The sequence below is a fragment of the Ancylobacter aquaticus genome, from assembly GCF_004339465.1.
In the GTDB taxonomy this organism is placed as follows: domain Bacteria; phylum Pseudomonadota; class Alphaproteobacteria; order Rhizobiales; family Xanthobacteraceae; genus Ancylobacter; species Ancylobacter aquaticus.
On the sequence record NZ_SMFY01000002.1, the window covers coordinates 1,309,207 to 1,321,639 of the forward strand.

The 12,433-nt window shown below is 66.5% G+C and carries 13 protein-coding genes; 4 read left to right on the plus strand and 9 right to left on the minus strand.

Features of this window, described 5'->3' with window-relative positions:
* Positions 1-134 precede the first annotated feature (134 nt).
* The 6 genes from EV667_RS15725 to EV667_RS15750 all read right to left on the minus strand — a co-directional run bounded on the left by EV667_RS15725 (position 135) and on the right by EV667_RS15750 (position 5,539).
* A complete protein-coding gene (locus EV667_RS15725) occupies positions 135-1,037 on the minus strand; it encodes a LysR substrate-binding domain-containing protein (protein WP_131836231.1) in 903 nt (300 codons plus the stop codon).
* A 33-nt stretch (positions 1,038-1,070) separates the two neighbouring features.
* Positions 1,071-2,240 (minus strand): M20 aminoacylase family protein, encoded by a 1,170-nt coding sequence (locus EV667_RS15730; RefSeq protein ID WP_131836232.1) that lies wholly within the window; start codon positions 2,238-2,240, stop codon positions 1,071-1,073.
* 2 nt (positions 2,241-2,242) lie between these two features.
* On the minus strand, positions 2,243-2,977 hold the full coding sequence (locus EV667_RS15735; protein WP_245516200.1) for an ABC transporter permease: 735 nt from the start codon (positions 2,975-2,977) through the stop codon (positions 2,243-2,245).
* A gap of 131 nt (positions 2,978-3,108) precedes the next feature.
* A complete protein-coding gene (locus EV667_RS15740) occupies positions 3,109-3,828 on the minus strand; it encodes an ABC transporter permease (protein ID WP_131836233.1) in 720 nt (239 codons plus the stop codon).
* 126 nt (positions 3,829-3,954) lie between these two features.
* The gene (locus EV667_RS15745; RefSeq protein WP_131836382.1) at positions 3,955-4,716 is read right to left on the minus strand and encodes a transporter substrate-binding domain-containing protein; all 762 of its coding nucleotides are present in this window, start codon (positions 4,714-4,716) and stop codon (positions 3,955-3,957) included.
* 49 nt (positions 4,717-4,765) lie between these two features.
* Positions 4,766-5,539: an ABC transporter ATP-binding protein gene (locus tag EV667_RS15750; protein WP_131836234.1), complete on the minus strand. Its 774-nt coding sequence runs from the start codon at positions 5,537-5,539 to the stop codon at positions 4,766-4,768.
* 269 nt (positions 5,540-5,808) lie between these two features.
* Here EV667_RS15750 and EV667_RS15755 point away from each other — a divergent pair, with 269 nt between their 5' ends.
* Genes EV667_RS15755 through EV667_RS15765 form a run of 3 tightly spaced genes read left to right on the plus strand, consistent with a single transcriptional unit; the run spans position 5,809 to position 8,496 of the window.
* Positions 5,809-6,663 (plus strand): dimethylarginine dimethylaminohydrolase family protein, encoded by an 855-nt coding sequence (locus EV667_RS15755; RefSeq protein ID WP_245516176.1) that lies wholly within the window; start codon positions 5,809-5,811, stop codon positions 6,661-6,663.
* Positions 6,660-7,331, plus strand: coding sequence for a TetR family transcriptional regulator C-terminal domain-containing protein (locus tag EV667_RS15760; RefSeq protein WP_131836236.1), 672 nt, complete (start codon positions 6,660-6,662; stop codon positions 7,329-7,331). Before EV667_RS15755 ends, EV667_RS15760 begins: the two co-directional genes overlap by 4 nt.
* Entirely contained in the window at positions 7,306-8,496 is a 1,191-nt protein-coding gene (locus EV667_RS15765) for a pyridoxal phosphate-dependent aminotransferase (RefSeq protein ID WP_131836237.1), read from the plus strand. The genes EV667_RS15760 and EV667_RS15765 overlap by 26 nt, the downstream gene beginning before the upstream one ends.
* Before the next feature lie 74 nt (positions 8,497-8,570).
* Here EV667_RS15765 and EV667_RS15770 read toward each other — a convergent pair whose 3' ends face one another.
* From EV667_RS15770 to EV667_RS15780, 3 genes are read right to left on the minus strand one after another with little or no spacing between them, the layout of a single operon-like run.
* Positions 8,571-9,287 carry a substrate-binding domain-containing protein gene (locus EV667_RS15770; protein WP_207907758.1) on the minus strand — a complete coding sequence of 239 codons (717 nt, stop codon included), beginning with the start codon at positions 9,285-9,287 and terminating at the stop codon, positions 8,571-8,573.
* Positions 9,284-10,549: an alpha-hydroxy acid oxidase gene (locus EV667_RS15775; protein ID WP_245516177.1), complete on the minus strand. Its 1,266-nt coding sequence runs from the start codon at positions 10,547-10,549 to the stop codon at positions 9,284-9,286. The genes EV667_RS15770 and EV667_RS15775 overlap by 4 nt, the downstream gene beginning before the upstream one ends.
* Before the next feature lie 29 nt (positions 10,550-10,578).
* Positions 10,579-11,442: an NAD-dependent epimerase/dehydratase family protein gene (locus EV667_RS15780; RefSeq protein WP_245516178.1), complete on the minus strand. Its 864-nt coding sequence runs from the start codon at positions 11,440-11,442 to the stop codon at positions 10,579-10,581.
* Positions 11,443-11,699: 257 nt separating this feature from the next.
* Here EV667_RS15780 and EV667_RS15785 point away from each other — a divergent pair, with 257 nt between their 5' ends.
* Entirely contained in the window at positions 11,700-12,362 is a 663-nt protein-coding gene (locus tag EV667_RS15785) for a cupin domain-containing protein (RefSeq protein WP_165901619.1), read from the plus strand.
* Positions 12,363-12,433 lie beyond the last annotated feature (71 nt).

Below are 12,433 nucleotides of genomic sequence, written 5' to 3' on the forward strand. Positions count from 1 at the left end.
CTCCCTTTGTATGTAGAAATCCTAATCTTGCGATCCGCTCACCTCAAATGAATAAAAATCCGCTATGAGGTGAAGAATATTCACGTCAATGCCGTCGCACTGGGCACGAGACACGTCGCCTATGAATGCATCAGTCAACTGCGCATCACGGGCGCGGTCTGCACAAGGCGTGACTTCAGCCAGGCCGCGAAGGCCTGTATCGCCGGATTGCCGGGACGATCGCGGGGGGTGACGAAGTAATAGGCTCGCGAGGCACGGATGGTGAGATCGAACGGCACGACCAGCCGCCCGGTCTCGACCGCCTGCCGGCAAACGAAATTGTCGCCGATGGCGATCCCCTGCCCCGCCAGCGCCGCTGCCAGCACGAGGTTCATGTCGGAGAAGATCACGCCCTGGTCGGTGCGCGGCCCCACCACGCCGGCCGCCGCCAGCCAGGTGAGCCAGTCGCCGAGACCATCGAGATGCAGAAGGACCGAACGGAACACGTCGACGGGTTCGCTCAGGCCGCCCAGCTGATTGAGCAGCACCGGGCTGCACACCGGCATGAAGTCGACAACGCTGAGCAGTTCCACGCTGTGGCGCGGCCAGTCGCCGTCGCCATAGGCGATGAAGGCGTCGACGCCCGGCGCGTCGACATCCTCCAGTCGCGGGGGCGTGACGATGCGCAGCGTCACGCCGGGATGCAGCTGGCGGAACTCGGCGACATGGATGCACAGCCAGAAGGTGGCAAAACCCGGGGTCGAGCTGACCGTGATCGCGCCCTGCAGGCCCCCCCGGTCGCCATAGTGCACTGCGGCATCGGCGAGCAGGGCGAGCGCGGTGCGGATGTCCGCGGCGTAGCGCTTGCCCTGCGGGGTCAGCATCACGCCCTTTCCGGCGCGCTGGAGCAGCTCGAAACCCAGATCCCGTTCCAGGAAGCGCAGCTGGTGGCTGACCGCGCTGCGGGTGATGTTCAATTCGGCGGCGGCCTGCCAGACCGTGCCGTGCCGGGCGAAGGCTTCGAGCGCCCGCAGGGCCTGTGTCGAGGGTAGCCGCATGGGTTCTCGTCCTTCGCGCGGCGTGGCGCCCGCTCACACCGGCTTCAGATAGGTTTCGACCAGTTCGGTCCAGAAGGCGGCACCGATGGGCAGGAGATCGTCGTTGAAATTGTAGCCGGGGTGATGCAGCGGACGGTCCGCCTCAGAGGCCCGCCCGCCAAGGAAGAAATAGCTGCCCGGCCGCTCCTTCAGCATATAGGCGAAATCCTCGCTGCCCATGCTGGGGCGCGCCATCTCCCGCACCTTCTCCGGCCCGGCAAACCGGGTCGCGAGATCGCGCAGGAACGCGGTCTCTGCGCTGTGGTTGATGGTGGCGTCATAGCTGCGCTGGTAGTCCACCGTGGCGCTCATCCCGTAGCTTGCCGCCTGCCCCTCGGCGATCAGCCGGATGCGGCGCTCCAGTTCGTCGCGCACGGCGGGGTCGAAGGAACGGATGCCGATCACCAGCTCGGCGCGGGCGGGGATGACATTGCTCGCCGCCCCGGCGTTGAAGGCGCCGACGGTGATCACGCTCGGGTCCATCGGGTGGATGTTGCGGGCGACGATGGACTGCAAGGCCATCACGATGGAGGCGCCCGCCACGATAGGATCGGCCGTCGCCTGCGGCTCGGCGCCGTGCCCCCCGACGCCGTTCACGGTGATGCGGCACTCGTCGACCGCCGCCATGATCGGCCCGTCGCGAAACACGAATGTACCGAACGGAACGTCCGGGTCGTTGTGCAGGGCGAACACCGCGTCGCAGGGAAAGCGATCGAACAGCCCCTCCTCCACCATGATCTTCGCGCCGCCGAAATTCTCCTCGGCCGGCTGGAAGATGAGATGCACCGTGCCGTCGAAATTCCGCCGCTCGGAAATCGCCCGCGCCGCGCCGATGAGCATGGCGGTGTGCCCGTCATGGCCGCAGGCATGCATCAGCCCCGGCGTCCGGCTGGCGTAGGGCAGGCCCGTTTCCTCGTGAATCGGCAGCGCGTCGATGTCGGCGCGCACGCCGACCGAGCGGCCGCTTGTGCCGCTGGACAGGGTGGCGACAAGCCCGGTGCGGGCGAGGCCGCGCGTGACGCGGTAGCCGAGCGCGGTGAGCTCGCGGGCGATGACATCGGAGGTGCGGACCTCCTCGAGGCCGAGCTCGGGATGGGCATGCAGGTCCCGACGCAGCGCGACCAGCTCGGGCATCGCATTGGTGAGCATGGCGCGAGCGTTCATCCTCAGGCACTCCAGGTTGGTAGTCTCTTTTCGAAATAGCGGAAACCCGCGACGAGCAGTGCGGTGAGGATCAGATAGATCAACGCCAGCAGCAACAGCGGCTCATAGGTCAGGAATGTGACCTGCCGCACCTTGGACACGACTGCATAGACGTCGATCACCGTGATGGTGGCGACCAGCGGCGTGGCCTTCAGTTGCAGCACCATCTCGCCATTGAGCGTGGGCAGCGCGCGGTGCACGGCGCGCGGCAGCCAGATGCGCCAGAACAGCTTCCAGCGGCTCATGCCATAGGCGCGCGCCGCCTCCAGCTCGCCGCGCGGCACGCCGGCGAAAGCACCACGCATCACCTCGCCCTCATAGGCCGCGAAAGAGAAGGTCAGCGCCGCCACGCCATAGGGCCAGGCTTCGCGCAGATAAGGCCAGAGGAAGGACTGGCGGATTTCCGGAAACTGCGGAAACAGCGAACCGAGCCCGAAATAAAGCAGCCAGAGCTGCAGCAGCAGCGGCGTGCCGCGAATGACTGTGCAGAAGCCCCGGGCCGGCACGCACAGCCACCACGGGCCTGTCACCTGCGCCAGCCCGAGCGGCACGGCCAGAAAGAAGCCGAGGATCGACGTGCTCGCCAGCATCGCCAGCGTGACGCCGACACCCCAGACGATCGCCCCGGCATAGTTCGGCAGCCAGTCCCAGCGCATGAACCAGGCGGCGCAGAACACGATCCCCGCCCCCACTGCCATGAGCGCAATGCGGTGCGGCTTGAGCAGCGCCCGCCCACTCGGCAGGGCGGTCAGCGCCGTGGCGTCGACCGTGCTTTCCTCCGGCGGCAGCTCGATCCGCGTTTCGGGCGTGGCGGCCCGTTGCTCGCGGCTCATCGCGCCGACCAGCCGCGCCGGGCGCGGGCCTCGATGAGGCGGATGACGAGACTGGAGACCAGCGTCAACAGCAGATAGAGCGCGCCCGCAGCGCAGAAAAACAGCATGTAGGCTTTCGTGGTGCCCGCCGCCTGCCGTGTCACCAGTGTCAGTTCGCTGAAGCCCACCACCGCGAGCAGCGCCGTATCCTTGGTGCAGATGAGCCAGAGATTGGAGAGCCCCGGCAGCGCATGCGGCAGCATGGCCGGCATGGTGACGCGCCGCATGATCATCAGCGGCGACATGCCGAAGGCCCGGGCGGCCTCGATCTGGCCGCCCGGCACGGCGAGGATCGCCCCGCGCAGCACTTCGGTCGAATAGGCCCCCTGCACCACGCCGATGACGAAGATGCCCGCCGCCAGCCCGCTAATGTCGATCGAGCCAAAGCCCAGCGCGGCGCTGGCGCGGTTGAGCAGGTCCGTGCCGGCGTAATAGAGCAGCAGGATCAGCACCAGTTCCGGCACGGCGCGCACGAGCGTGGTGTAGACTTCCATGAGGTCCCGCACCACCGGGCCGCCATAGAGCTTGCCAAAGGCGCCGCCCGTGCCGAGCACGAGGCCGAGCGAATAACCGCCGAGCGCGATCTTGATCGAGTTCATCAGGCCGGCAAGCAGCACGCCGCCCCAGCCGGGCGGCTCAAGTGCCAGCAGGCCCCAATTGATCATGTCAGCCGCCATGAGCCCCTCTCGGCCTTGGAGAAGCACAGGCCGACGCCAGGCGCCGGCTTAGAGAGTACCGGCCCGCGTCGGGCGCCGGCTTGGGATCACGGGCCGGCGCCGCGCGCCGGCCGGGCCCGCTAGCGCTCAGCCGCCATAGACGTCGAAGTCGAAATACTTCTTCGAGAAGGTGTCATAGGTGCCGTCGGCACGGATCGCCTTGATCGCGGCGTTGATCTTGTCCTTCAGCGCGGTCTCGTCCTTGCGCAGGCCCACCCCCACGCCGGCGCCGAGGATTTCCGGGTCGTCCTTCACATTGCCCTTCAGGTCGCAGCACTGCTTGCCCTGGTCGGACTTCAGAAAGGCGTCGAGCGCGATGGCGTCGGCCTGCACCGCGTCCAGCCGGCCGGCGGCGAGGTCGGCATTGGCCTCGTCCTGCGTCTGGTATTCCTTCACGGTCGCGCCGGCGCCGCCGAAATATTTGGTGGCGTAGTCCTGGTGGATGGTGGCGACCTGGACGCCGATGGTCTTGCCCTTGAGGCCTTCCGGCGTCGCCGCGAATTTCTCGCTCTTCGGGCCGATCACGCCGGTGGGCGTGTTGTAGTACTTGTCGGAGAAATCGATGGTCTTCAGCCGCTCCGGCGTGATCGACATCGAGCCGACGATCATGTCGATCTTCTTGGATGTCAGCGCCGGGATGATGCCGTCCCACGCGACCGGGGTGATGACGCATTCGAGCTTGGCCTGCTTGCATATGGCCTGCATGAACTCGACTTCCCAGCCTTCCCAGTTGCCGCCGGCGTCCGGCGAGGCGAAGGGCGGATAGGGTTCGGCGGCGAAGCCGACCTTGAGCGGCTCGGCGGCCGCGCCACAGACGCCGGCAACGCCGATGATGGCGGCGGCGATCATCGTCCTGAATGCGTGGTTCATGGTCTTCCCCTCTGGTTTTCGGGCTTTTTCAGTGGCTGGAACTGATGAATTTCCTCAGCAGCTCCGACTTCGGGTCGCCGAAGATCTGCTCCGGCGGTCCTTGTTCCTCGATCACGCCATGGGCGAGGAACACGATGTGGCTGGCGACGTTGCGGGCGAACTTCATCTCGTGCGTCACGAGGATCATCGTCCGCTGCTCCTTCGCCAGATCGCCGATGACGCCCAGAACCTCGCCGACCAGTTCGGGATCGAGGGCGGAGGTCGGCTCGTCGAACAGCATCGCGTGCGGCTGGATTGCCAAAGCCCGCGCAATGGCCGCGCGCTGCTGCTGGCCGCCGGAAAGGAAGGCCGGGTAGACGTCGCGCTTGTCGAACAGCCCGACGCGCCGCAGCAGCGCCTCGCCGCGCGCGACCGCCTCGGCCTTCGGCACGCCGAGCACATGCACCGGCGCCTCGATGACGTTTTGGATGATGGTCATGTGCTGCCAGAGGTTGAAGCTCTGGAACACCATGCCGAGGCGCGCGCGCAGGCGCTGCACCTGCCGGCGATCCGACGGGGCGAGGCCGCCATGGCCGTCGGCGCGCAGGGCGATCTCCTCGCCGTGGATCGCCACCGAGCCGCTGCTCGGCACCTCCAGCATGTTGATGCAGCGCAGGAAGGTGGACTTGCCGGAACCGGAGCCGCCGATGATGGCGATGACTTCGCCTTCGCGCGCCGTAAGCGAGATGCCCTTGAGGACCTCCAGAGCGCCGAAGCGCTTGTGCAGGTCGCGAACGGCGATGGCCTCGGCGCGCTCCGTCATCGGATGGGCGCCTCCGGAGGCTGACACCAAGGCGTCTGGCTCATGCCGTCTCCCTTTCCCGCCTCATCCACCGCCGACCATTTGCCGGAAATCCCGACGCAAATGGCGGGCCGCCGACACGCGCGCCCCTCTCACGGGCTAACGGTGCACTTTCCCTCACAGTTATTCAAGCGTATAACAAAATCACAGGCGATGTTTTTGTGCAGTGCCAAAATTTCGGCAATTGATGATCAAAGAGGTAGCAGATGTCCGCTTTTGGATCTCAGGATATGTCGGCACCGCTGCAGCGCGTCCTGATGCGCCGCCCGGGCGCCAGCCTGATGAATGCGGACCCGGCGCAGTGGCATTATGGCCCGACGTTCGACGGCACGAGAGCGGTTCACCAGTACCGTGAGTTCGCTCGTCTCATCGAGCAGTCCGGCACCGAGATCATCTGGCTCGACGACGAGGGCGACGGGCTGGCCGACGCGATGTTCACCCATGATCCCTCGCTGATGTCGGACCACGGCGCGATCATCCTGCGCATGGGCAAGCCGCTGCGCGCCGGGGAGCCCGCGCTGCACGAGAAGGCCTATGCCGAGCGGCAGATTCCGATCCTCGGGCGCATCGAGGCCCCCGGCACGGTCGAGGGCGGCGACTGCGTGTGGCTCGATGCGCGCACCCTCATCGTCGGGCGCGGGGTGCGCACCAACCAGCAGGGCATCGACCAGCTCGGCGCCCTCCTCGCCCCCCATGGCATTGCCGTGCTCGGCTTCGACCTGCCGCTCTGGCAGGGGGAAGACGCCTGCCTTCACCTCATGAGCGTCATCAGCCCGCTGGCCGACGACCTCGCGCTCGTCTTCGCGCCGTTGCTGCCGGCGGCGTTCTACCAGTTGCTCAAGGCGCGCGGCATCCGCCTGGTCGAGGCGCCCGCCGACGAGTTCCACGCCAGCAACGGCCTGTCGCTGAACGTGCTGCCCACCCGGCCGAGCGAGGTGATCATGGTCGAGGGCTTCCCCGCGACCCGCGCCGCCATGGAAGCCGCCGGCTGCACGGTGTCGACCTTCGCCGCCGATGCACTGTGCATCGCCTGCGAGGGCGGCCCGACCTGCCTGACGCGCCCCGTGCTGCGTCGAGCGGCATGAGCCGCCGGGATTTCCATAGGGCCACCGAGGCCGAGCGTCGCCACGACCTCATCGAGGCGACGCTGGACTGCATTTCCGAAGCCGGCCTGCAGGGCGCGACCGTACGGCAGATCGCCACCAAGGCGGGCGTGACGGCGGGCCTGATCCGGCACTATTTCGCGTCCAAAGATGTCATCCTCCAGGAAGCCTACAAGGTGGTCATCGCCCGGCTGACCGAGAAGGCGAAGAACCTCGATGGCACGCCGGAGGAACGGCTCTCCAGCTTCATCTTCGTCAATCTGACCGAGCCGGTCGCCAACAGCCGCAGCCTGTCGCTCTGGGCGGCCTTCATCAGCCGGGTCAGTGTCGACCCCGCCCTCGCGACGATCCACCGCGAGGGCTATCTGAGCTTCCGCCAGGAACTGGAACAGCTGCTGGCCGACGTCCTCGCCGCCAAGGGCGAGAGCGTCCACCCCGCGCGCAACCGCGCGCTCGCCATCGCGGTGAACGGCGTCCTCGACGGCCTCTGGCTGGAGGGCTGCCTCGCCGGTGAACTGTTCGAGGAAAGCGAGCTGGTCTCGATCGCCTTTTCCTCCATCGAGGCGCTGATCGGCCACCCGATCAAGGCGCCGGCCCCAACCGACATGGACCGGGAGTACCGCGATGCGCTACGCATCCATCACCGATAGGCTCGCCCGCCTTGGCTCCGAGAAATGGGCGGTGCATGTCGAGGCGCGCCGTCGCAAGGAACGAGGCCTGCCGATCATCGAGCTGACGATCGGCGAGCCCGACCTTCCGCCGCATGAGCGGCTGATCGCCGAGGCGACACGCTCCATGGCGGCCGGCCGCCACCGCTATTCCAACGGACGCGGGGAACAGGTCGTCGTCGATGCGCTGGTGCGGAAATATTCCCGGCGCCGTCCGGACGTGACCGCCGAGAACGTGCTGTGCTTCCCCGGGACCCAGACGGCGCTTTTCGCCGTCATGCTCGGCCTTGTCGAGGCGGGCGACGGAGTGCTGGTGGGCGATCCGCTTTACGCCACCTATGAGGGCGTGGTCCGCGCGACCGGCGCCGACATGATCCCCGTGCCGCTGCGCCCGGAAAAGGGCTTCCACATGCAGGCCGAGGACCTTGAGCGGGCCATCACGCCGCAGTGCCGCGTGCTGCTGCTCAACACCCCGCACAACCCGACCGGCGCGGTGCTGACCGCCGAGGAGATTGCCGCCATTGGCGAGGTGTGCCGCCGGCACGACCTCTGGATCGTCTCCGACGAGGTCTATGAGGAACTGATCTTTGAGGGCGGCTTCGCCTCGCCCTTCGACATTCCCGCGCTGGCCGAGCGCACCATCGCCTGCTCCTCCATCTCGAAGTCGCACGCCGCGCCGGGCTTCCGCAGCGGCTGGGCGATCGGGCCGGCGGAGCTATGCGGCCGGCTGCTATCGGTCTCGGAGACCATGCTGTTCGGGCAGCAGCCCTTCATCGCCGACATGACCGCCTATGCGCTCGACAACCCCGTCGACACGGCGGACATCATGCGGCGTTCCTACCGCCGGCGCGTCGACATCATCCTCGCCGCCCTGTCGGGCGCGCCGGGGCTGGTGCCCTTCCCGCCCGAGGCCGGCATGTTCATTGTCGTCGATGTGAGCGGCACCGGCATGAGTGGCGAGGACTTCGCCTGGGCCCTGCTCGACGAAGAGGAAGTCGCGGTCATGCCGGGCTCCTCCTTCGGCGCCGGCGGCAGCGATTTCGTCCGCATCAGCCTGACGGTGCCGGACGACAGGATCGAGGAAGCCTGCCGGCGCATGGCGGGGCTGGCCGCGCGTTCGGTGCGGCGGAAGGCCCGGCGGGCCTAGAGGATCGACCGGGTTCGCTCCGCCAGTTCAATGTTTTGTGGGCCGACTGCCGGTGGCTCGCGGCCCGAGAACCGTCAATCGCCCTCATTCTGCGTCGGCAGACGTGGCGCAAGGCCAGCAGCCGCATAGGCCTGCATGGCGGCGACTGAGGAGAGCACGGCGATGAACTGCTGCGCGGCATGCAGATGCGGCGACGTGCCAAGGATCGCGGCGGAGAACCCGGTCACGCAGCCGATCTCGTCCGGCAAGGGCCCGATGAGGTCGATGCCGTCGACCATCATCAGTTCGCTGATCTGCTGGATAGCGAGATCGGTCTCGCCGCTCACCAGTTTCTCGGCGGTCAGGCCGAAAGGAATGACAACGGCCTTTTCCCGGACGACGTCCGCAATGCCGAGTTGCTCGATGAGTTTCTCGAAATAGATTCCGCTGGCACCCGCCTTGGAATAGGCAATGGCCCGGCAATCGAGCAACGCCCGGCGGAAGGCGTCGGGGGTGGCGATATCCGGCTTCGGCTGCCCGCGTCCGACGGCCAGCCCGAGAATGGCATTGGCAAGGGGGGTGCGCGTGCGCGGCGCGATGAAACCCAGCTCGGCGAGTTCGTCAATCGCCTCGTCGGCCAGGACGACGACGTCGGACCGCTCGCCCGCCTTCAACGCCTTGACGATCATGGATGTCGGCTCCCAGACAGCGCTGACGCGCGCGCCGGTTTGCCTTTCAAAGGCCGGGATCAGGATCGGCTCGATCACCCCCTGCAGCGCGTAGCCGCCCCTCATCGTCACGGTCTCGGTCATTGATGGCCCTCCCCTTCCAGCGGATGACCGCCGTGGCGGCTGGGTACGAGGTAGTCGGCAGAAAGGTCCGCGAGCCTGTTCAAGCCGAGCAGCGCCATGTTTCGATCAATCTCGCTTTTCAGGATTTCGGAGGCGTGCGCCGCCGCCTCGGCCTGTCCCAGCGCGGCCGCGTAGAGATAGGGCCGCCCGACCAGCACCGCGTCCGCGCCCAGCGCCATGGCTTTCAGGACGTCGCTGCCGCGTCGGATGCCGCCGTCGATGATGATCGACATCGCGGGGAGCGCCGCGCGTATCCGGGGAAGCACATGCAGCGGCGGCACGGCGTAATCGAGCTGACGGCCGCCATGGCTGGAAAGGATGATGCCATCGACCCCCGCCTCCCTGGCGAGGACCGCGTCGTCGAGCGAGAGCACGCCCTTGAGAACCAGATTGCCCTGCCATTGCTCACGGATCGCCCGGACATGGTCCCAGGAGAAGCGATCGCGATCGCTGAAGTTTCGCCCCAGGCTTCGCGAGAACATGGGGGGCCCTCTTTCGGCGTCCATATTCTCGAAATGCGGGATGCCACGGTTGAGGAAGGTCCGGATCAAGGTGCCCACCAGCCAGCGCGGGTGCAGGGCACAGTCGAGCGCGACACGCGGCGTTATGCGGATTGGCATGCTGTAGCCATTGCGCACATTGTTCTCGCGATTTCCGGGCACCGGCGCATCAATGGTCACGACCAGCGTCTTGCAGCCGGCACGAGCCACGCGCTCCACCATCCTGCCGATACGGCCCCGGTCGCCGGCGAGATAGGCCTGGAACCACACATGGGGGTGGCGGGACTGAACCTCTTCCAGCGGGATCAGCGACGATGCGCTCATGATCATCGGCTGGTTGAGCCGCGCGCCGGCCTCGGCCAGGGCGAGGTCGCCGCAATAGGCGGCAATGGCCGACCCGCCCATGGGCGCGATGCCGAAGGGTACATCGTAGCGGTGCCCGAAAAGATCGATGCCCTGGTCGCGCACGGCCACGTCGCGCAAGGCGCGCGGCACGAACGCATAATCGGCATAGGCACTGGCGGCGAGGCGCTGGGCCGTGCCGGTTTCTACCGCGCCGGAGATGAAGCCGTAGATCATTCGCGGCAGGTAGGCGCGCGCCGCCGTCTCGAAGTCGTCGAGCGAGAGCATATGGCGCCAGCGATGGGAGGCGGCACTCGCAGAACCCTGGCGCAGGGGTGCGTCTACCAACCCCAGTTCCACGTCAATTTCTTCTTGCGACACGTTTTTATCCTCAGCGCAAACGCGCCGCGTCAGGTGATGCGATCGATGGAACCGTCGAATTCGGCGGCACAGAAGGGGCCACCCTGGAACGACGCTTCGACGGACTCTTCCTTCATGGCCTCATCGCCCAGATCCTGCGCATAGTCCTCGGCACAATCCTGCGGCTCGTAGCCAATTGTCTGGGCGCCGATATTGTCGTACCAGCCGCGCTTGTTAGCCGAAACACCGTAAACAATCTCGAAGTGCAACGGCCCCTGCCACAGGCAGGACACGGCGAGGCGTGCCATGTCGGCGGGGCTCAGCCAGAGGCTGAGCATCCGGCGATTGGTGGGACGCGGGCGGAACTGGCCGATCCGCAGGCTGATCGTCTCGATCCCATGCTTGTCGGCATACAGACGCCCGACCGCCTCGCCGAACACCTTGCTCACGCCATAGCGCGAATCCGGTCGGGGGGTCTCGTCCTGTCCGACGGTCGTCGAGCGGCGATAGAAGCCCATCGCGTGGTTCGAGCTGGCGAACACCACCCGACTGACGCCGGCAATGCGGGCCGCCTCGTATATGTTGAACGTTCCGTCGATGTTGACGTCGCGAATGTCCTGCCACGCCCCTTCGATCGGGATGCCCCCGAAATGGTAGACGATATCAACGCCCTGCATGGCCTTCGCGGTGGCGGCAGCGTCGCGCAGGTCGAAGGCAAAGGACTGCTCGTGCGGCGCCTCAGGAATGACATCGACGAGATCGCTGCAGCGCATCAGCTCGCAATGGGGGCGAAGAGCATCGCGCAGCACGTTCCCGATGCCGCCGGCGGCGCCTGTAATCAAGATGTTCCGAAAACGCGTCATGGCGGTCCGTGTCAGGGATCGGCCGGTGGGACAGCACGTCGTCCAGGACACCGAGCCCATTCAAATTGAGAAAGCGCTTACAAATGAGCGTAGTGACGGCCCGTTTGAGTGTCAACCGCCGTCGCGACGAAGCCTGACCGGGCGTCTCTTACGCTCTGGAGAACCACTACAACGACAGGCTCCAGCGAACTTGTCGCGTTGAGCTGTTGACAGCACGGGACAGGTTGCGCAGCATGTAAGCGCTTTCTAGGCATGTCCATCTATTGGGCTACCTCAAGGTAATCGAAAGGTCGAGGATGGGAACCCTTATGCGGCTGGCATCGCTGTCGGCCCCCGCGCAACGCAACGAGAACCATCGCCTCGTCCGCGTCGTGTTCACGAACAACGACCTGGTCAACAGCCGCATCATGGGCGTCGAGCAGTCGATCTACTTCGCATCCGGCAGTTCGCCGGTGCATGCGGAAAGCCCGACGGAGGAGATCATGTATTTCCGTCGCGGCACTGGCAAAGTGCTGCTGGGCAACAGCTATGTGGATGTGCGGCCCGGCAGTGCCGTCGCCATCCCGACCGGCATCGAGCACCACGTCGTCAATTCCGGCCGGGATGTGCTGGAGCACATACTGATTTCCGCCGAGATTGGCGACCGGAAGGCCGAGGCGTCCTATTCCGCGCAGCCGGGGGACTGCCTGCCCGAAGACCAGTCGCGGCTCCTCAGCCGGCTGGAGTGTCGCCGCTTCACCGTTGCGGAAGACGGGCAGTCCACACTGTCGGATTTCGCCGGCCACGAAAGCGTCTACTCGCTTTCCTCAGGCTTCGCGATCGCCCATGTGCAGCTCGCCGGCACCGAATATGAATGGCAGTACGCGCTGGACGCATCCGACTGCATGTGGATCCCTCCGGGAGTGCCGCATTACTTCCGCAATATCGGCGACACGCCGCTGAACATCGTCCAGTTCCAGTGCCGCAGTTGATCGTGACGCGCCGCGCGCCGGGCCCGCCCCCGGCTGCGCGGCGCTGACGGCGCCCGCCCCCCCAATCGACC